The sequence below is a fragment of the Deinococcus roseus genome, assembly GCF_014646895.1.
In the GTDB taxonomy this organism is placed as follows: Bacteria; Deinococcota; Deinococci; order Deinococcales; family Deinococcaceae; genus Deinococcus_C; species Deinococcus_C roseus.
This window is the reverse complement of sequence record NZ_BMOD01000044.1, coordinates 1-20,150: the sequence shown is the minus strand read 5'-3', so window position 1 is coordinate 20,150 and position 20,150 is coordinate 1. Positions and strand designations below refer to the sequence as shown.

Genomic DNA, 20,150 nt, shown 5'->3' with positions numbered 1-20,150 from the left:
CGACATGTTTCCATCATGCGCCCCTCTGGACGGGATGTCCACCTGCGAAAATCACCCCCATTTTTTGGTGCGTAACTTCAGTCCATAATTTTGAAGTTTCACATTTTCAGGCTTTCAGAGCTTCAAAAAACATTTCCAAGCCCAGGACAGCGTTTTTGTTTTCTGGTGTCTTCATATCTGGCAAATCCAAAAGCTGAAAGACGAGAAGTGTGCCAAAATTCCCAGGGCAACCGCTGGAAAACAATGCATCTTCTGGTTTTGCTCCTGAGGCTCCAGACTCTCAGAGCTCCAAAACTTCGAAAATGCAAAGCCCTGAAGATGCAAAGCCCTGAAAATGCAATCTATGCAAAGCTCCAGATTTTCAGAGCTTCAAATTCCCGAAAATGCAAAAAAAAGGTTTCCAGCCAGAAATTCACAGGAAAGCTGGAAACCATCTAAAACTTCAAACTGGATTTTCAGAGCTTCAAATCTTCACATTTCCGGCAGTCCAGAGCTTCAGCAAGGCATTGACCACCTCGGAAACATCGCGGGTTTTGCCTTCCTGAATCAATTTGACCTGGGCGCCCTGCAGCACTTCCTTTTCAATGTAGAACGTGGTGCTGGTGTAACTGGGATCGCTGCGTTTGCCTTCGGGCCTTCCCCGTTTGCGCTTTGCCAGGGTTTCAGGCTGGGGTGGGTCAACACGTGCAGCAGGTGCTGGCAGGGACACCACCGGTGCTGCTGGTGCAGCCGGGGTCTCCGCTGGATGTTCTGTTGAGGTTGCTGCTGGGGTTGCTGCTGGAATTTCTTCCGGGGTTTCAATGATTTTTTTCAGGTTGGCAAACCGGGACATCAGGCTTCTCCCAGCAGGGCCAGCACTTCACGGGTGACCTGCTCGTAATCCAGCCAGGCGTTTTTGGCCTGGGGGCTTTTGACCTGCACCACCGGAACCTGGGAAGCACTGGCATCCCGGAAAGCCTTGGTGAGCCGCACGTTGGCCGAGAACAGCGGAAAGCCTTCAGATTGCAGGAAAGTGCGGGCTTCCTCCCCTTCTTTGCTGGGGTGAGGAGGAATCATGGTCAGCAGACCCCGGTAATTGCTGGCCCCCACCTGTTGCAGGGTCTGGGCGGTTTCCAGCAGCACCTGCAAGGACATGGCTTCCGGGGTGGTGGGCAAAATCAGCAGGGTGCTGGCCTCGGCAAGGTCTTTGACTTCATCCGGGCTGGGGCGGGCCGCCGAGTCAATCACCATGTATTCAAAGCCCTGGTTCATGTGGCGGGGCACCTGTTTTTCACTGATGGTGGTGGGGGAGAGGTGGCCCGAGCTGGCCCATCCCAGGGTGTTGCGGTTGGCATCTCCATCCACCAGCAGGGTTTTGCCTTTGCGGGAGAGGGCCTGGGCCAGATGCACTGCAGTGGTGGTTTTGCCCACGCCTCCTTTGAATCCAAGCACGGTGATGACCTTCATGTTCCTCCAGACAAAGCTTGCTAGAATTTTGAAGCTCTAAAAATCTAAAATTTTGGATTTTTAGACATGCACAGCTTTGAAGTTCCAAAAAGAGGATAGCAGTTTTTGCTGCTGCAATGCAAGAATTTTCCTTTTGTGGTTTTTCAGGTTTTTGAAGCTTCAAAATTTCAGAGTTTCGAAATCTCCATTCAAAATCCCAGCAAGGGGAAAGCAGTACACTGATGACAGGATCAAAAGCAGACACCCAGAGGCCTGTGAAAACTTCTGCACCATCTGTAAAAACAGACACACAACAGCCGTTCAGAATCCTGAAAGAACAGAACTTTAATCTGTAAAGTATGATGCGTTGTCCGCAGGATTTTTCCAGAGAATGTCTGGTGATGCGCTTTCCTGTCCTGAGACAAACAACAGCACTGAAAGCACATGAGACAGGAGGTTGATCCATGAACACACCCCTTGAATACCAGAGAGACCCCGCTGGACAGCCTGCATTGTCAGGCAAAAACCAGTTTCTGAGGGTGTTTTCTGCAGGACTGCTGATCTGGATCCTTTGCCTGCTGGTGTTTCCCGTGCTGCAATCCATGACAGGTTCTGCACCGCAAATGGTTGTTCTGGCCGTTGTGGCAGTTCTGGCCTGGTGGGGAGGCATGCGTCTGGGCCTGCTGCATGCCCTGCTGGGACAGCTGGTGATGGCCTGGTCCCTGAGCAGCGAGCAGGCTGCATTGGCCTACACCTCACACCTTCCGGGTCTGCTGCTGGCTTTGCTGGTGGGCGGAGGCGTGGGATACATCCGGGATCTGCGCAACGCCTTGCTGCAGCAGCAACACCAGATGCAGCAACTGCAAGATGACCTGACCCTGGAGCAAAACCGTCTGGCCAGACAGGCCCGCTTTGATGCCCTGACCGGCCTCTACAACCAGACCCACTTCACAGACGTGCTGTATGTGGAATACGCCCGATCTGTGCGCTATGGTCAGCCGCTCACGGTGGCGGTGCTGGCCGTGGATCACTTCCAGTCCATCCATGAGCACTCCCAGCAGATCGGAAATCAGGTGCTGCAGGACATTGCCAACATCCTGCAATCCAGCATCCGCGACACCGATTTGCTGGCCCGCCACAACGACGAGGCTTTTGTGCTGATTTTGCCCTGCACCCCCCTGGAGTCTGCCCTGATTTTGTGTGACCGCCTGCGGGAGAAAGTCGCGCTGCACGACTGGTCCACCCTTGATGCAAACCTGCAGGTCACCCTCAGTGGCGGCCTGTGCAGCAATCTTTCCCTGGCCCCGGATGTGATGGTGAAACAGTCAGAAACCCTGGTGCAGCAGGCCAGAGAACAGGGTCACAACCAGATCTGCAAATGACCTGCGCATGACCTGCACATGGATCCTCAAACAGAGCCCTCCTGAGATCAACAGGAGGGCTCTGTTTGAGGTGCTGGGTTTATTTTTTGATCACCACAGCACCAAACTGCGAAAAGGAAGAACCGGTGATCAAATCCAGTTTGCCATCTCCGTTGAAGTCTCCAGCGGCAAGACCTGTAGGGGCAAATACAGCAGAATAATGGGTGTCTGCCTGCAAAGTGCCATCCCCATTGCCCAGGAACAAACTCACATCATTGACGCCGTTGTCCGAGGTGACGGCGTCCAATTTGCCATCTCCGTTGTAATCTCCCAGGGCCACATCAAAAGGGAAGGGGTTGGTTCCGGTCACCGTGTAGGTTTGCTGGGTTTGCAGGGTGGCGTCTCCATTGCCCAGCAGCACACTGATGGTGTGGGCACCGTTGTTGGTCACCACCACATCCAGGTTCCCATCTGCATTGAGGTCTCCCACAGCCACACTGGTGGGTACGCTTCCCACTGGGTAAGTCACCATGCTCTGGAAGGTGCCGTTGCCATTGCCTTTGAACACCCCAACGTTGTTGTTGTCTGCATTGGCAATCACCAGGTCCAGTTTCCCATCCCCGTTGAGGTCTCCCAGGTCCACATCGTAAACATTGTTTCCTGTAGTGAGGGTGGTGCCGCTCTGGAAGGTGCCATCTCCGTTGCCCAGCATGGTGGTGGCATTGTTCAGGGCCCTGTTGCCTGTAACCACATCCAGGTTCCCATCTCCGTTGATGTCTCCGAGTGCGAGAGCAGTACCGTTGCCTCCGCCAGTGCTGGTTTGCTGGGTCTGGAAGGTTCCGTCACCATTGCCCAGCATCACCGAGATGGCTGCGCTGGTGTATTTGGTGCCCACGATGTCGGGTTTGCCGTCGTTGTTGACATCGGCCAGGGCCACCCCAGGAATGACTTCACCCAGGTCATATGCCACAGCCGTCTGGAAAGTGCCATTTCCATTGCCCTTGAAAAAACGAATGGAGTTGGTGCTGCCATTGGACTGCAAAGCGTCCAGATCACCGTCTCCATCCACATCTGCCACTGCCACATTGAAGACAAAATCGGTGCCGGTGCCGTACAGGGTGGCGGTATTGAAGCCCGCTGCTCCTTCTGCAGCCGATTTCACCCGGTAGCGGTGCACAAAGCTGCTCCGCAAACCGCTCTGGTGCAAGGTGACTTCCACCAGTTCATTGGGTTTGAAAGCTGCCCCCGACCCTGGAGTGTAGGTCCATTCTGAACCCAGCTGGGCAAAGGTGCCCTTGTTGAAAGTGTTGAAATTGGTCAGGCGTTTTCCAGTCTGCAAGGCCTGAATGGTCAACTCATTTTGCGGGGTGGATGCAGAGAGGGTGGGTGCAGCCACATCTGCACAATCAAAAGTGGCACTGATGTAGGAGCTGCTCTCGGCCAGCACATCCACATCCGGGGTGACCTGGGCCACGCCGGGTTTGAAATTGACCAGATAACTGGGGCTGCCTGCGGTGGAAACGGGAATTTTGCAGAGGGTGCGTGTGGTGCCTGAATATGTGCTGCCTGGGAAAACATTCACCCGGCTTGCTCCTGCTGCTGTCACCCTGGCAGCCAGACCACTGTTGCCCAGCAGTTGTTCTTCCGGGGATTCGCTGACCTGGGTCACACTGTCCTCTGCGAACAGCACCGCCAGCGTGAATGCCGTGGGGGTGTTGGAGAGGGGTGTCTGCAGGGGGACTTTCACAGATACCGTGACCGTGCCCTGATAGTCGTTCACGGTGGGGTTGGCCGGGAGGGTGCGACCACCGCCCACCCTGTCTACCACAAAGCCGTAAGGAAAAGCATTCAGCAATCCAGTGGTACCTGCCAGAGGTGCAATTTCACTGGAGGTGAAGACCTGGAAACTCTGTTGACCCGATGCCAAAACTGGGCCTGCTGCAAGGGTGCCCGTTGGCACAATCAAAGAAGCCAGACTGGGATTGGCAGCAGAACCATCGGCTTTTTTGATGGCCCGGATGGCGGTGTTGCCGAGGGTGCTGGCGGTTTCACCGGCAATCAGGGTGAGGTTGGTTTTGGCAGTGCCACTGGCGACCCCTGCACTGGTGGCGTTTCTGACCTGATATCTGGTGGAAATGTAGCGGTAGCCGTTGTGGTCCACCATGGTGTTGCCCAGAGATTTGAGCTGCAAAGCACTCTGGGTGAGGTTCTGGGCCTGGATGCCCGCAGCTTCACCCACCACGATTTCTCCCATGCCGAAAACTTTGAAGCGTTCCTGGGCTGGGGCAGAGGTTGGGGTCTGGGCGCAGGAGGCCAGCAGCAACGTCAGCAGGGTGAAGGGAGCTGCATGCTTCAACATCCGGGATCACCAATTTCGCAGATGCTGCCGGTCAAAACCTGCCAGCTGCCAATCGGCTTCAATTCGGGTTTCTGGTAAGAAGGCTGGAACACAGGAGAGGTCAGGGGTTTAGAATCCTGCTGAATCTCCTGTTGCTGGGGCTGGTCAAACATGTTGGGTCTCCTGATCTGAGAATGTTGAGAAATGGGTGGGAATTTCCTGTTTAATTATAAGGTGATTCCCCGATGAAAGACAAAGTGTGGTGTGAAATAATACAATATTTATAAATTGTTCAGTTTGGATTCAGGAAACACCAGCAAAGCTGAAGTTTCAGAGGTGCGGCCAATGCAAGGCCATTCTGGTTTTCACAAATCGATCGGAGGATGGATTCAACCTTACAAAAGGCAATTCACAGATCTGTCAAAATCCCAGGTCCAACCGTTCAAGTCTTGCAGGGAATTCGGTGTAAAATAAATTTATCCTGATGAATTTGATCAGGACAGATCCAATCTGTGTTGGCTCTGGATCCAGACCGTCCTGGTCGGATGTTGATGCAGTGCTGACTGCCTCCCTGTACAGCCTTCTTTCCCTTGTCGCAGGAGGATGCATGAAACCACCAACCCGCACCCACAAGAGCACCTTGCAGGACCTGAAACTCCAGCGTGCCCTGCTGACCGGATACCTCAACAAACTGCAGGAACTTTCCCCTGAAGAGTATCACCGTCACCTGTTGCAGGACGGCGAACCGCTGCAAATGCTCAGGGCCGAACTCTTGCTGCTGGAATCTGCCATGGACGCCCTGAAACAACTGGAAGACTTCCAGCAAGGCCAGGGCCTCTTGTTTGAAGCCCTGAAAAAAGGCGAACTCTAGATTTCCAGAGCTGTGGATTTTTGAAGCTCTGAAAATCCATAAAAACCCAGCGCTGCAAAACATCTTTTCGGCAAAACCATCGTTCTGGACCGGGAATCCATTCCTGTTAAACTTTTAGATTTTTGAAGCTCTGAAAATCCAGAGATTTGAAAGGCCAGAATGTCAGAGGTTTGAAACTCAAATCATGGTTTTTCATGAAACCAGAAATCCGGAGCTCTACAATTTTGCAGCTCTGAAAATCCAGAGATTTGAAAGGCCAAATTGGATCGCGAATTTCAACCTGCTCTGGAGGCATCTGCAAACTGCAAAAACAACTTTTCAGATCTCTAAAATTTTGCAGCTCTGAAAGGCCAGAGATTTGAAAGGCCAGAATGAACATCCAAACCCAGAACTTCAACCTGCTCTGGACGCATCTGCAAACTGCAAAAACAAAATGTGGTGCAAGCTTCCAGCTGGAGGGCGCACCAGCTCATCATCCGCAGGTGCACATCCAATTCAAAAATGTGTTGATCTGGGTGGATTTTCGTGAACCCACCTCAGGGGTTTTCTACGGGGGCATCGGGCATGAAGACGAAGAAGAACACCAGCGCAAAGAGGCAGCACCTGAATACTGGTTCAGTGATGGATACAAAGAATGTTTCAGAGAAGACCAGCAGGCTTTTCAGTTTCTGGATGCCCTGATCCAGCAGATTGCAGAAGACCTGTATCCCCAACCCAACACATCTTCTTGAGCTTTCACACACCCTGAAGCGGTCGGCGGTCCCTATAATGGCCTCATTGTGCCCACCAGAACCCATTTTGCCCTCGTTTTCACGGTTGCTTTGCTGGCAGGGACACCGCTGGCCCACGCCCAGGAGACCGGAATGGATCCTGCCCAGACCCTGCTGGAACTTGAGACCCTGCAAGAACCCACAGACAAACAACAAATTCGCTTTGTGAACGAAGCTGTGCAGGAGGACTTTGCCCACAACACCGACAATTACCTGGCTTTGTTCTCCGGGGCTTTTGGAAACCGGGTGGTGATTCCCCGTTTTGCTGTGGGTGCACAGGTGGATGCTGAAGGCACTGTGGGACAGATGGTGAACCCCTCAGAGAACGGACAGGTGCCCCTCTGGGAGAAAACCCCATTGCCTCTGGACATTCCCGCTGGGGGATATGTGGTGCTGGCTTTTGACACCAGTTACCAGAAAAACAATTTCAAGCGGTTTCTGGCCACCAGGCTGCGTCCGGGAGGTCAGGTGCGCCTGCTGGCAGAAGGGAAAGAAGCCAGTGTGCAGGAGGTGGCAGGCAACACCGTGCGGCCCATCTTGCATTTGCAGGGCAAACCGGTGTTCAGCACCACCGAAGAAAAGGTGACGCTGGGTGGAAAAGTGATTCCTTTTGACCCCCAGCATCCCCTGACCTTGCAGTTTGAAGGTGCCAATCTGCCTTTAGAACCCGATGGTTCTTTTGTCACCGAGGTGTCCCTCAAGCCTGGACTGAACAACCCTGGTTTCACCCTGCTGAGGGCCAGTGGCAACGTGACCCGCAGCCAGTTGATCCGTCAGGTGGTTCCTGCTGCGCCCAGTTTTCAACCAGTGGTGCTGTGGATGGAGCAGTACACCAGCATGGGGCTGCGCAACACCGAGGACATCCGGCAGTTTCTGGTGCGGGCCAAACACAGCGGCATCAATGGCATTGCCATCGATGTCAAAGGCTATGAAGGTTTCGTCAGCTACCTGAAAAACGACCTGACAGGCCGCCCCCACATCAGCACCATGCAGGGACCTGCCCGCCAGGGGTCCAACCCCCAGCTGGATTTGCTCGGTGAAATGGTGCGCCAGGGCCATCTGCTGGGCCTGAACGTTTATGCCTCCATCAACACCTTTGGAGAGGGCAGCATGCGGGAAAGCGCCCTGATCGGCAGTTACCCCCGCTGGGAGGAGCAGGTGTACCACTGGGCAGATGGGGGCCAGATCCTTCCTGTCCGGCAGAGCAAGGCCCCCGGACGGGTGGTGCTGTTTGTGAACCCCGTGGACCCAGATGTGCGGGACATGGAACTGAGGACCATCGAGGAAATCGTCAAGAATTACCCGGTGGATGGCCTGATCCTGGACCGCACCCGCTTTGATGGGGGTTTTGCCGATTTCTCACCGACCAGCAGAGAGGCTTTTGAACGGTACCTGCAGCCGCTGGGCAAGCACCTGACCCGCTGGCCAGACGATGTGTACCGCTGGACCTGGGACCAGAACGGCAACCCTGTGCAGCAGGAAGGACCGCTGTTTCTGGACTGGTGGACCTTCCGGGCCAGGGTGATTGGCAGCTTCGTGCAGGAAGCCCGCAAGGTCATGGACCGCTACCGCACCCCGGACCGCGAGCTGCAACTGGGCCAGTATGTGGGTGGGGTGTACGACAACCTCTATGAGTTTGGCATCAACTGGGCCAGCCCAGATTTCCAGTACGATCCCCGTTTGCAACTGGTCAACGCCCGCATTTACACCCCCGAGTATTTGCAAACAGGGTACCTGAACAGCCTGGATTTCGTGATGCTGGGCACCTACCAGAACGATCCTTTCAGTGTGGTGCAGGACCTCACCATTGCAGCGGTGGTCTCACAGGACAAAAAACCCCTGCTGGGCGGGGTGGGATTGCAGGGGGCTTCAGATCCAGAGGTGCTCAGGGAACTTTTGCAGGTGCACCGCACCTACAGCAGCGGCATGATGCTCTTTGAATACAGCACCGCCAACCTGGACACCATCCGGGCCGGACTGGAAAACCAGCAGTACACCACCCAGATGTGGGTGGGGGTCAGCACCCCCACAGGGAAACCCCTGATGGTGGACGCGGTGGATGTGCCCAGGGCCAACAACCAGCTGGTGCTGTACACCGCCCGTTTTGGGGCCAGCACCCAGACCGCCCGTTATGGCGTGGAGGTCACCATCGGCCCGGATGGTGTGGTCACCGAAGGCAAAAACCTGGAACAGGCCAGAAACTGGAACTTCAACAACCCGCAGGACAACAACAGCCTGATTCCCGTGCGGGGACTGGTGCTTTCTGCCATGGACGCTTCGGGAAGCAAGGTCAAACGTCAGGGGCTGGCCCTCGCCCTGAAACCCGGAGATCCGGTGCGGGTGGCCCGCCTGAAACTGGAAGGGGCCAAAAACGGCAGCACTGTGGAGAAAGAACATGTGCTGCTGCAAGGTCAAATGGAAGTGCTGGGCACAGGAGCGGCCAGCTTGAGCATCAATGGACAGCCTGTGCTGCTCAGAAACGGCAAATTTGTGCAGGTGGTGCCGCTGGAGGTGGGCAGCAACACCATCCGCATCCATGCAGAAGTGGATGGACAGGTCACCCTGGAGCGCACCCTGCAGGTGACCCGCACAGAGGATTAGGAAGCCGAGGATTGTTCCAGCGGGCTGCGCATCTGGTTGCGGCCCGCAAATTTGGCGGTGTACAGCAGTTGATCTGCCTGATGCAAAGCCATGTCCGGGGTCATGTCCGGGCCAAGCGGGCACCATCCCCCACTGACCGTGAGGGAACCCACTTCAAAGTCATGGTGCTCCACAGCAAAACGGATGCGTTCAGCGATTCTGGCGGCCATGATTGCAGAGGTGCCTCGCAACACCACCAGAAATTCCTCGCCGCCCAGACGGTACACCCGGTCCCAGTTGCGGGTGCTGGACCGCAGGATGCTGCTGAAATCCTTCAGCACCTGGTCTCCCATGTGGTGGCCGTGGGTGTCGTTGACCTGCTTGAAGTGGTCGAGGTCCAGCACCATGAAGACATCTCCAGACTGAAATCCTCCCAGGTCTGCCTCAAATTGCCTGCGGTTGAGGGTGCCTGTGAGGGCATCTGTCTGGGACTGGGTGCGCAGCTCCTGGGTGGCTTTCAGGTACAGGATGCGGGTGCGGATCACCATCATGGCCACAGCAAAACCCAGCACATTGAACAGCAAACTGGGCACAAAGAAATAGGTAAAGAGCGCTGCCCGTTGTTCGGAGAGCAACCACACCAGATGGTAACCGACCAGGGCCAGGGTGCTGATGGTCAGGTAGGGTTTGACATCCTGGGGCACTTTGCGGGCCAGGGGAAGCAGGGTCAGCCAGAAAAACCCCATCCCGATCAGGAACAGCTCTGAAGGCAGGTGGCCCAGAAAAATCAGGCGCACGGCCACCACAGGCAGGGTGCTGAGCAGGCCATAAAACCAGCCGTAACGCAGCGTGATCAGCAGGATGGGCACCAGCCGCAAATCCGAAATGCTGTACCCCTGGTACTGGAAGCCGTGAAACATCAGCACAATCGAGCAACCCGCAGCCAGGGTGGCCCGCAGCAGTTTGACTTTCCAGCTGTCTTCCCGGATTTTCCAATCCGTGTAGGTGAGACTCAGCAGGTAGGACAGCGCAACCACCATGCAGAAGTTCAGAAAAAGTGTGTCGAAAATCCCAGCCATCTTGCCCCCTGTCCCACCGGGGCAGGGTGAGATGCGTACACAAAGCATACACTTGTGACCCTTTCAGTTTTCTGAAGGGAGGCTGAATGAAAACAGGAATGTTGTTACAAAACATCCTCCAGAAAGTGTTTTTCTGGAGGATTGGATCTTTGAATTTTCATTTTTTTGGTTTTTTGTCTTTTCACCTTTTCGCAGATCTGAATTTTTAAAGCTCTGAAATTTCAAAAAATCCAGAATCTCAGACAGGCAACACCTCAAAAGGGAAAGCCAGATCAAAAGCCTCCTCATGGTCTGCCACCACCGACCAGTCTGCAAAATACACTTCCCGGCTGCCCAGAACCAGTTGCAAGTCGTGCTGGGTCAACCATTGCTGGCCTGCATGGTAGGCTTGCATCAAATCGAGCGGTTGTCCGGCCTGCCCCTTGCGCAGGCGGATGTAGGCTTCCCTGTGGGCCGGTTCAAACTTCAGGCTGATCTCTGCAGTGGGGGAGGCCACCCCCTGATAGGGCACGCACACCTCCATCACCCCTCTGGCATCCCTGGAAGGCCCTTCATGGCAGATGGTCCAGTCGATCTCCTCGGGCTGAACCCCGATGCTGTGCAGGTGGGTCCTGATCTTCTGGATGCTGCCCGAAATGAAAGCAGGGGCTTCATGCTGGTAGACCTGGGCGGTGATGGTGGCGACGAAAGCACCGGGAACCTGTCTCTGGGAAACTTCAAAAGCCATGGATGCTCCTTCTCCTGACAGCAGGGTGGTCAGGTACGCTGCGAGGGCCTGGGATTGAACGTGCTGTTTTTCCCGCTGCTGCCAGAGGTCCCGCAGTTCTGTGACCGGATCGGGACTGCTGAGCAGGATCTTGATGCTCTCTATCGGCACATCCATGGCCCGGAGCACCTGAATGATGCGGGCCTGGGCCAGTTGATCCTGTCCGTAGGTCCGGTAACGGTTCTGGGGATCGACATGCAGGGGCACCAACAGCCCGGTTTCCTCGTAAATGCGCAGGGCTTTGCGGGAAAGCCCGGACAGTCGGGAAAAAGCCGCTGGCCCCAGGGGTGGGGAGGTCTGTGTTTTGCTCACAAATGCACTGTAAGCCTGTCCCCAAGGGCGAGGTCAAGGGGCGGGCAAGCTGGACAAAGCAGGCAACCAGGATGGTGTAATGGGAACAGTCCCTGTTCAAAATACATTTCTGAAAGGCAAACCATGACCCAGCCCCACATCCAGACCAGAACTCTTTTTTTGCGGAAAGACAGGATTCCCCTGAACTGCACAGCTTTGCAACAGGCAGGTGTGGCATGAAAACCCTGGACCTGATTGGCATTGGGGAATGCATGGTGGAGTTCCATGCAGACCGGCCCCTGGGTGAAACCTCCACCCTGCACAGAAGTTACGGAGGAGATGTGCTGAACACCCTGGTGATGGGAAGCCGTCTGGGTTTAAAAACCAGTTTCATCAGTCGGGTGGGGAACGATCCTTTTGGGACAGGCCTCTTGCAGGCCTGGCAAAAGGAAGGCGTGGACACCCAGCATGTCCCTCTGGTGGACGGTGAAAACGGCATGTACTTCATCAGCCTCTTGCCCGGAGGAGAGCGGGAATTCACCTACCGGCGTGCTGGCAGTGCAGCTTCACAGCTGAGGTGTGAGCACCTGGATGCTGAACATCTGGCTTCTGCCCGCATGCTGCTGGTGTCTGGCATCACCCAGGCCATCAGCGAAAGTGCCCAGCAAACGGTGCTGGAAGCTGTGAAACAGGCAAAAGCAGCAGGGGTGCAGGTGGTTTATGATCCCAATTTCAGGCCCAGATTGTGGGCAATTCGGGGAGGCCAGCAGCGGGGAAAAGAGGCATTTTTTGAGGTTTTGCCTTTTGTGGATGTGCTGCTGCCCAGTGCACCTGCCGATCTGGTGATGCTGGAACTGGACCACCTTCCCATTCAGGAAGCCCTGCTGGTGCTCTCAAAATTGCACCCCTGTGTGGTGCTGAAAAGTGGAGAAGATGGGGCTTATTTTGCACAGCAGGGCCACCCCGGACATGTGGCTGCAGACCAGGCACAGCAGGTGCTGGACACCACTGGAGCCGGAGACTGCTGGAATGGGGCTTTTCTGCAGCAGGTGTTGCTGGGAGTGTCCCTGCCAGAGGCCATCTGGTTTGCGCACCAGGTGGCGGCACGCAAACTGGCTTACAGGGGAGCGATTCCTCCAAAGGATTTCATGTCAAACATCGCACCCAGAAAGATTTAGAGCAGGCCTGGATTGTGTTGATTGGCATACTGGGCCACTGCAATCAGGCACCTGCAACCTGCCGAGATCACCCCATCGGAGCAGGTTGTTCAGGTGGGCTGAAAGGCGGAGGCTTTACAGCCCAGAGGAGAAGGAGCAAAATAACTCAAAATGATTGAGTTATTGACTGGAGAGGAAGCATGAACAGCAAACACACCGAACAGCAACTGGGCAGCCTGGAACAGAAACTGAACGAACTCCTCACCTGGCGGGACCAGGCCAGCCTTCCCTTAAAGCAGGCCCAGTTCAGACACTGGGACGCTGCAGACTGGCAGGACTGGGACCCTTCAACAGAGTGGCCCTCCCGCAATTTCCCGGTGCAGATGCGTTTTGCTGCACAACTCCCGAAAAGCTGGGAAGGTCAGAAAGTGCATTTGAGAACTTACGTGGGCGGCGAGGCCCTGCTGAAAGTCAACGGGCAGGTGGTCGGCGGACTCAATCCTCATCACAAGGAGTATCCTGTGCTGCAAGCAGCCAGAGCTGCAGAAACCCTGGACATCCACATCACCGCCAGCCCAAAAGGGCTGTTTGGCAGCCCGATTTATCACAACACCATCGAAGAAATCCGCCTGCTCATCCCGGACGAACAGGTGCGCAGCTTCTGTGAAGACCTGCTGGCCTGCTTTGATGCTGCAAAATACTTTTTAAAAGCCGCAAAAGCTGAGCAGGCCCAGATGCTCACCGACCTGATTGCAGAGGCCCTGAGAGGTCTGGATTTGCCCAGAACCCCCAGCCGCAGCTACCTGGGGCAACTGATGAAACACCCCAGAGCCAGCGGTTTTGTTGCAGGCCTGTGGGACGAGTGGCACTTCGAGAAAACCGATTTGCCCCTCTCCGAGCACACCCGTGCGGTGTTGCAGGAACGTCAGGTTCACCTCAAAGAACACCTGATCCGCCTGAGAAACCGCTACCCCAGCGAGGGGAAAGTGCTGCTTTCCGGTCATGCCCACATCGACCTGGCCTGGTTGTGGCCTTTCCACGAAACCCGCCGCAAAATCGAACGCACCTTTGGCACGGTGCTGAACCTGATGGAGCGCTTTGAGGATTTCACTTTCAACCAGTCTTCGGCACAGGCTTACCGCTGGATCGAGCAGGACAACCCCGAGATGTTTGAGAAAATCAAGGAGCGCGTTCAGGAAGGCCGCTGGGAAGTGATCGGAGGCATGTGGGTGGAGCCAGACGGCAACCTGCTCTCCGGGGAATCCTGGGCCAGACAGCTGCTGTACGGCCAGCAGTATTTTCAGAGTCGCTTTGGGAAGAAGGTCAGCGTGTGCTGGATGCCCGACACTTTCGGGTATGCCGCCAACCTGCCCCAGTTGCTGAAACTGGCAGGCATCCCGTATTTTTTCACCAGCAAACTCAACTGGAACGAAACCAACGTTTTCCCTTACAACCTGTACCACTGGGAAGGTCTGGACGGCACACGGGTGCTGTCCCACACCTTCTGCAATCCCAACCAGGGGTACAACGGCAGCATCGAAGCCTTCGACGTTGCAGAAACCTGGAAAAACTTCAGGGGCAAGCGCTTCTTTGACACCACCCTGCTGTCTTTCGGGTACGGAGATGGCGGAGGAGGCCCCACCGAAGAAATGCTGGAGCGCCACCAGCGCCTGCAATCCTTCCCGGGCCTGCCAGAGCTGGAAATGGGCAGGGTAGAAGACCTTTATGAGCGGGCAGAGCGGGAAAGCTCCAGTTTGCCGGTCTGGGTGGGAGAACAGTACCTGGAACTGCACCGGGGCACCTACACCACCCAGGCCCACACCAAGAAACTGCACCGGGAACTTGAGCACCTGCTCCCGGAAGCAGAAGCGGCCTGTGCCCTCTGCACTTTGCTCCTGAAAACAGATTACCCTGCAGAAAAACTGCATGACCTGTGGACCACCTTCCTGCTGCACCACTTCCATGACGTGCTGCCCGGTTCCAGCGTGCATGAGGTGTATCAGGACACCCTGAAAAACCTTGCAAGCGTCAAAGGGCAAACCCTCAAGCTTCGTGAGGAGGCCCTGCAGCAGCTCAGCAACCAGATTCAGGTGGAGGGGGCAGACCAGACCCTGGTGTTGTGGAACCTCACCCTAGATGTTGCTCCTTTGCAAGCCACGGTGTCCTGTCCTCTGGATGGAGGTTTCCAGCTTCGCACTGCAGAAGGTCAGAATGTGCCGTTCCAGAGGGAAGGTGAGACCCTGATTCTGGCAGCTGCTGACCTGCAGATTCCAGCGTTCGGGCATCTGGCCCTCGGGGTGTTTTTGCAGGAAAGTGCACAGGCAGAACCGCAGGTGCAGGCCACCTCAAACATCCTGGAAAACGCCCACCTGAAAGCAGAAATCGGAGCAGATGGAACCCTTCACAGCCTGACAGACAAAGCCACCGGGCGGCAGGTGCTCTCAGGCCGGGGAAACCAGATCTGGGCCTACCCGGATCTGCCCCGCCACTGGGAAGCCTGGGATGTGGATCCCTTTTACGCACTGGACGGTCAGGAGATCACAGCCAGTGCCCCTCCAGTGCTGGTGCAGCACGGCCCTTTGCAAGCCGCCATCGAGGTGGGGCGTGAGCACAACGGCACAAAACTGGTCCAGAGGTATGGGCTTTCGGCCACCTCCAGGCGGCTCGACATCCAGACCACCCTGATGTGTGAAGGCCGCAGAACCCTGCTCAGGGCTTATTTTCCCCTCAATGTGCGCAGCCATGAAGCCTGGTTTGAAACCGCCTACGGTGCCCTTCCCCGGGCCACCCACCGCAACACCTCCTGGCAGCAGGCCCAGTTCGAGGTGCCCGCCCACCGCTGGGCCGACCTCAGCGAGGCCACTTTCGGGGTGGGCCTGCTGAACAACGGCAAATACGGTCACAGTGCGCTGGGCAACACGCTGGGCCTGACCCTGCACCGCGCTCCCCTCTACCCTGACCCTCTGGCAGATGAAGGGGAACACCATTTCACCTATGCCCTTTATCCTCACGCTGGAGACTGGCGCAATGGTAACGTGCAGCAAGCCCACAACCTCAACAGTCCTGCACTGGGCATCTGGAGTTCGCCCACAGGAAACTGGCCCTCCCAGCAGTCCTTCCTGCAGGTGCAAGGTGAAGGGGCGCGGTTCTCGGCCTTCAAGCAGGCCGAGGATGGAAAGGGATTCATTCTGAGGCTCTACGAGGCCCATGGAGGCCGGTCCAGAGTGCAGGTGAAGGCAGAAGGCCTGCAGGTCTCTGGACCGGTGAATCTGCTGGAAGAGGAGCTGCAAGGTGCAACAGAGATCACCCCTTATCAGGTGCAAAGTTTCAGGTTGATCCCACAGTGAGCTTCCAGAGGGCAGATCCGTTGCCTTCTGGGTTGCCCTCTTCTTTTCCAGACCGCTCCAGACCGCTCCAGACCGCTCCAGACCTTTGCAGAACCTTTGCAAAACCTGACCTGAACCTTTGCATTCCCCATCCATTCTGGAGGCATGACGGACTGGATGGGTTTTTTGTGGCTGACCGGATGGCAAATGGCATTGCTGACCTTGAATGTGTTTTTGCTGCTGGGGATGCTGTTTCAGAAGAAAATTCTGCTGAGCGTGGCTGCGCTGGGGATGCTGATTGCGCTGATCAGCGCCCTGCTGAGTGACCTGTCTTTTTTAAGTGGTGTGTTTTATGGGGTGGCAGTGCTGCTTCTGATCAGCGGTCTGGTTGAAACGCGCTGGAAGCTGCAACCCAGAAACAGAATCCTGAGGATCCTGAAGGGAACTCTGGGCGTGCTGGGCATCGCTCTGCAATTGCTGCTGGTGTCCCAGGCCGGAGTGCTCAGGCATCCACCCGTGCAGAATTTTTCCAGCCTGTCTTATCCAGAAGCCTTTTTGCAATTGCACCAGCAACTTGAACAGAAATACCCGTTTGGAGACTGGAAACAAATCCAGTGGGAGCATTTGAAAGCAAGCTTTCTGCCCCGATTTGAGCAGGCCCAGAAAAACCAGGACCAGACAGGGTTTTACCTGACTTTGCGGGAATACCTGCAGGCATTTCAGGACGGACATGTGCGCATTCAGCATGAGAACCTGCTGGACGGCAACCCGGTTTTTGCAAGGCTGTATGGGGGTGGGGTGGGCCTGAGCGCCCTGCAACTGGACAGCAAGGAAGTGCGCATTTCGCTGGTGCTGCCGGGAAGTCCTGCTGCAAAAGCAGGCATCCAGCCAGGTGCCGAACTGGTTCGAGTCAATGGCAAACCTGCTCTCCAGGCTTATCAGCAGGTGAAATTTTTGCTGGGCAGTGCTTCCAGCGCTTTCCAGCAGAGGGAAAGCCAGGGCCGCATGCTCCTGAGGGGCAAGGTGGGAGAAAAAGTGCAGCTTGCCTTTCGCAATCCCAGTCAATCCCTGAAAACAGTTTCCCTGACCTTCGTGCAGGATGGTTTTGCCTCCCTGAAAAAAACCCAGCCCAGCCTGACCCAGCAGGATCTGCAGCAATCTCCCATCGAGCATCAAGTTCTGCAGGGAAAATACGCATACCTGAAAATCAAATTCCTACTGTCCAGCGATGCCAGCCCTGACCCTGAACAGGAAGTTTCAGATGTGCTTGCAAGCTGGAACCAGCAAAAGATTTCTGGACTGGTGCTGGATTTGCGGGACAATCCCGGTGGAGAAGATGAACTGGCCGCCAGAATTTCCGGGCATTTCCTGAAAAGCAGCACCTTCTACGAACAGGTCAGCTATTTCAATTTATGGACCAGCAGCTTTCTGGTGAATTCTTCAGAGGTTTTGAAGGCAGAGGCAGCCCAACCTGCCTTCACCAGGCCTATGGTGGTGCTGATCAATGCCCGCACGGCCAGTTCAGCAGAAGGCATCCCCCTGATGCTCAAAAACCAGCCCCAGGTGAAGGTTGTGGGTTTCTCCAGCACAGCAGGTGCTTTTGGGGTGCTGACCCGTCCTCTGCGTTTCAACATGCCAGGCGGTCTGCAAGTGCAATTCCCGGATGGTCGTTCTCTGGATGCCCAGGGGAACATTCAGGTGGAAAAAGGAACAGGGGAGGGTGGGATCGCACCAGACCTGAACATCCCTCTGGACCTGAAGGCTTTCCAGCAGAAATACGTTCAGGGAAAAGATGTGGAGCTGGAAGCCGCAGTGAAATTGCTGCAGGAGGGGTGGTGAGGATCAGCATTCCGGTCATTCGGCAACAGGCAGGCCAAAAGATTGCAGTTGTTTCTTGAGGGAATCCATGAACTCAGCCAGAGACAGGCGACTGGTGGCAAGCAACACCTGCTCCTTCAGTTCTCCGGCCAGAATTTGACCTGAGAGGCAAGCCTCTTCCAGGCGTTTCATTTCATGCTTGCTGAGGTGCTTTTTGAGCAGCATGGTCAGGGCTGCTTTGGCTTCCTGGTATTGTTCCTGGGGGGTGAGTGCCTTCAGGAACTGTTGTGCAGCTTCAGCTTCCCTCATGGCCTTTTCTTCTGCCAGCTGGGTGGCCTGACGCACCCGCTCTGTGGTTGTTTCTGGTTGCATGGGTTGCACTTCCACCACAGGGGCCGGGCTGTACTTGTCCTCGCTTTTCAGATAATCCACGATGAAACCTGGCATGTTCTTGATCTGGTACCCTGTGGCCCGGCGTTCCAGTGCATACTGGACAGCCTGTTCCACCCTGTCTCCATAAAGTTTGCTGACTTCCTGTGCGGCGCCCACAGAAAAGCCGACATCCCTGAGGGTGGCCACCAGGGCTGGATCTGGAGCATCTGAAGACTGAAAGTGGTACGTCAGGATTTGCTTCATGCCCCTTCCTTCGATCACCACTTCCCGCAGGTATCTGGCAGCAATGAGTTCCTCATGGGCAGGAATCAGGGCACGACGCACAATCTCGGAACGGTCACTGACGATCCCGCAGGCTTGCCGCCAGTCTTCAAGTTGCACCGAGAGCTGCATCAGGCGGCTTCCATCTGGCTGCATGCGGTAACTTTCCAGCAACCTGCACAGGGCACGGGCAGGGGGCTGCTCAAGCTGCAACAGCAGTTGACTGTCCAGTGCCTGGGTGTATCCAGCCCGGATGCTTTCTGCCAGCTGGTCTCCCAGTTTGATGCTGAGGCTTGCCGTCTCATCCAGTCCAGGGAGGTCAGATTGAACATCAAATTCCCGGTATTTGATGCGGTCAATGTAACGCATGGTGTCGGTGTCCCACTTGCGCCGACCAATGTGGTCATGCCAGCCTTCGCTCACCAGGAAGCTGGTGGTGGCAAGACGCAGCAAGCTGTCTTTCAAACGGTGGTAATTGAGGCCGTTCTGGGCCATTCCAGACATTTCTCGCAGTTCGTAAGCCGTGGTGTGCACCCAGCCATGCACCGGGCAACCCGCCCGCACATAGAGGGTCTGGATGGCCAGGACCACATCGGTGTCTACACCGTGGGGTCTGCCTTTGGGGGCAAAACACTGGATGCGGTAAGGGCGCCCGTCGATCTGCCATTCGGCATCCCATTTTGTCACGCTGGTGTCCACCCGACTCTGCATGCTGATGATGCCAAGACGGGCAGTGTTGCGTTCGTCTCGCCGGTCCATCTGGGATTTGTTGGGGTTTTTGGACATGTCTCTGCTTTCTGTTGTTGTTTATATATATTAAATAATAAAAGAAAACAACAACAGTGTAACGAAAATCATTCCGTTCTGGACGCAAAACAAGGTCTGAACCACACAAAGGTATCCCTATTCTGGGGGTCAAACCACACAAAATTATCCCTAGTTTTTGGGTCGAACCACACAAAGGTATCCCTAGGAGGTTTGACCAACCACACAAAGGTATCCCTAGGACAAAATAAACCACACAAAGGTATCCCTACAACCACACAAAGGTATCCCTATTTTGGAGGCCAACCACACAAAGGTATCCCTAGTGCCATATTTCTTCTCCCACAAAGCAAATATGGCGTTTTACCTCCAAAACCACACAAAGGTATCCCTATTTTGGAGATCAAACCACACAAAGGTATCCCTAGTGCCATATTTGCTTTTTCAGAGAGGAAATTCTGATTTTTCAAAAATCGTCCAGAAAGAGCCATGGACTGCAAACCACACAAAGGTATCCCTATTTTTTGAGTTTTCCCTGGATCAAGGCCATCCTGAGCCAAACCACACGAAAAGACTCTCAGGTGAGCTGGTGTTAATGCAGCAAAGGAAAAAACTTGATTTTGGTTTCCAAACCACACAAAGGTGTCGCTATAGAAGCCGCAGCCAAACCACACAAAGGTATCCCTAAAATCACGCAAAGGCATTCTTGCACCATAAAAAATTTTGATTCTGATTTTCATTGTTTAGGATGAAAAAATTTGATTTTGAGGTCAAAACCACACAAAGGTGTCGCTATGGAAGCCGCAGCCAAACCACACAAAGGTATCCCTATTCTGAAAGGCCAAACCACACAAAGGTATCCCTACCCTGAAAGGCCAAACCACACAAAGGTGTCGCTGTTCACCTCAAAAGCATCTTCTGAAGAAGCGTCCCACACGCACTTTTGCAA

15 protein-coding genes are annotated in these 20,150 nt (G+C 55.1%); 7 read left to right on the top strand and 8 right to left on the bottom strand.

Features of this window, described 5'->3' with window-relative positions:
• Positions 1-463: 463 nt before the first annotated feature.
• The gene (locus tag IEY52_RS25380) at positions 464-832 is read right to left on the bottom strand and encodes a hypothetical protein (protein ID WP_189009108.1); all 369 of its coding nucleotides are present in this window, start codon (positions 830-832) and stop codon (positions 464-466) included.
• Positions 832-1,446 carry a ParA family protein gene (locus tag IEY52_RS25375; protein ID WP_189009106.1) on the bottom strand — a complete coding sequence of 205 codons (615 nt, stop codon included), beginning with the start codon at positions 1,444-1,446 and terminating at the stop codon, positions 832-834. Before IEY52_RS25375 ends, IEY52_RS25380 begins: the two co-directional genes overlap by 1 nt.
• Before the next feature lie 443 nt (positions 1,447-1,889).
• On the opposite strand from IEY52_RS25375, the gene IEY52_RS25370 reads away from it, so the two are divergent.
• Complete coding sequence (locus IEY52_RS25370; protein WP_189009104.1) at positions 1,890-2,807, top strand: GGDEF domain-containing protein; 918 nt, start codon at positions 1,890-1,892, stop codon at positions 2,805-2,807.
• A gap of 79 nt (positions 2,808-2,886) precedes the next feature.
• Here the strand turns inward: IEY52_RS25370 and IEY52_RS25365 are convergent, their stop codons facing one another.
• The gene (locus IEY52_RS25365) at positions 2,887-5,145 is read right to left on the bottom strand and encodes an FG-GAP repeat domain-containing protein (protein ID WP_189009102.1); all 2,259 of its coding nucleotides are present in this window, start codon (positions 5,143-5,145) and stop codon (positions 2,887-2,889) included.
• Positions 5,139-5,297: a hypothetical protein gene (locus IEY52_RS25360; protein ID WP_189009100.1), complete on the bottom strand. Its 159-nt coding sequence runs from the start codon at positions 5,295-5,297 to the stop codon at positions 5,139-5,141. Before IEY52_RS25360 ends, IEY52_RS25365 begins: the two co-directional genes overlap by 7 nt.
• Before the next feature lie 434 nt (positions 5,298-5,731).
• Between IEY52_RS25360 and IEY52_RS25355 the strand changes: the two genes are divergently transcribed.
• From IEY52_RS25355 to IEY52_RS25345, 3 genes are all read left to right on the top strand, one after another.
• Positions 5,732-5,995 carry a hypothetical protein gene (locus tag IEY52_RS25355; RefSeq protein WP_189009098.1) on the top strand — a complete coding sequence of 88 codons (264 nt, stop codon included), beginning with the start codon at positions 5,732-5,734 and terminating at the stop codon, positions 5,993-5,995.
• A 482-nt stretch (positions 5,996-6,477) separates the two neighbouring features.
• Positions 6,478-6,726 (top strand): hypothetical protein, encoded by a 249-nt coding sequence (locus IEY52_RS25350; RefSeq protein ID WP_189009095.1) that lies wholly within the window; start codon positions 6,478-6,480, stop codon positions 6,724-6,726.
• Positions 6,727-6,774: 48 nt separating this feature from the next.
• Positions 6,775-9,366, top strand: a complete 2,592-nt coding sequence (locus IEY52_RS25345) for a family 10 glycosylhydrolase (protein WP_189009091.1) — start codon at positions 6,775-6,777, stop codon at positions 9,364-9,366.
• Here IEY52_RS25345 and IEY52_RS25340 read toward each other — a convergent pair.
• Both IEY52_RS25340 and IEY52_RS25335 read right to left on the bottom strand, forming a co-directional pair.
• Positions 9,363-10,424, bottom strand: a complete 1,062-nt coding sequence (locus IEY52_RS25340; RefSeq protein WP_189009088.1) for a GGDEF domain-containing protein — start codon at positions 10,422-10,424, stop codon at positions 9,363-9,365. The two genes, IEY52_RS25345 and IEY52_RS25340, sit on opposite strands and share 4 nt — an antisense overlap.
• Positions 10,425-10,662: 238 nt before the next feature.
• Positions 10,663-11,502, bottom strand: coding sequence for a MerR family transcriptional regulator (locus tag IEY52_RS25335; protein WP_189009085.1), 840 nt, complete (start codon positions 11,500-11,502; stop codon positions 10,663-10,665).
• A gap of 215 nt (positions 11,503-11,717) precedes the next feature.
• On the opposite strand from IEY52_RS25335, the gene IEY52_RS25330 reads away from it, so the two are divergent.
• The 3 genes from IEY52_RS25330 (at position 11,718) to IEY52_RS25320 (ending at position 17,803) form a co-directional block, all read left to right on the top strand.
• Positions 11,718-12,659 carry a sugar kinase gene (locus IEY52_RS25330; protein ID WP_189009082.1) on the top strand — a complete coding sequence of 314 codons (942 nt, stop codon included), beginning with the start codon at positions 11,718-11,720 and terminating at the stop codon, positions 12,657-12,659.
• 179 nt (positions 12,660-12,838) lie between these two features.
• Complete coding sequence (locus IEY52_RS25325; RefSeq protein ID WP_189009079.1) at positions 12,839-15,985, top strand: alpha-mannosidase; 3,147 nt, start codon at positions 12,839-12,841, stop codon at positions 15,983-15,985.
• A 144-nt stretch (positions 15,986-16,129) separates the two neighbouring features.
• A complete protein-coding gene (locus tag IEY52_RS25320; protein WP_189009076.1) occupies positions 16,130-17,803 on the top strand; it encodes a S41 family peptidase in 1,674 nt (557 codons plus the stop codon).
• A gap of 15 nt (positions 17,804-17,818) precedes the next feature.
• On the opposite strand, the gene IEY52_RS25315 is transcribed toward IEY52_RS25320, so the two are convergent.
• Both IEY52_RS25315 and IEY52_RS25310 read right to left on the bottom strand, forming a co-directional pair.
• Entirely contained in the window at positions 17,819-19,222 is a 1,404-nt protein-coding gene (locus IEY52_RS25315) for a replication initiator protein A (protein ID WP_189009073.1), read from the bottom strand.
• Positions 19,223-19,491: 269 nt separating this feature from the next.
• Entirely contained in the window at positions 19,492-19,941 is a 450-nt protein-coding gene (locus IEY52_RS25310; protein ID WP_189009071.1) for a hypothetical protein, read from the bottom strand.
• Positions 19,942-20,150: the final 209 nt, after the last annotated feature.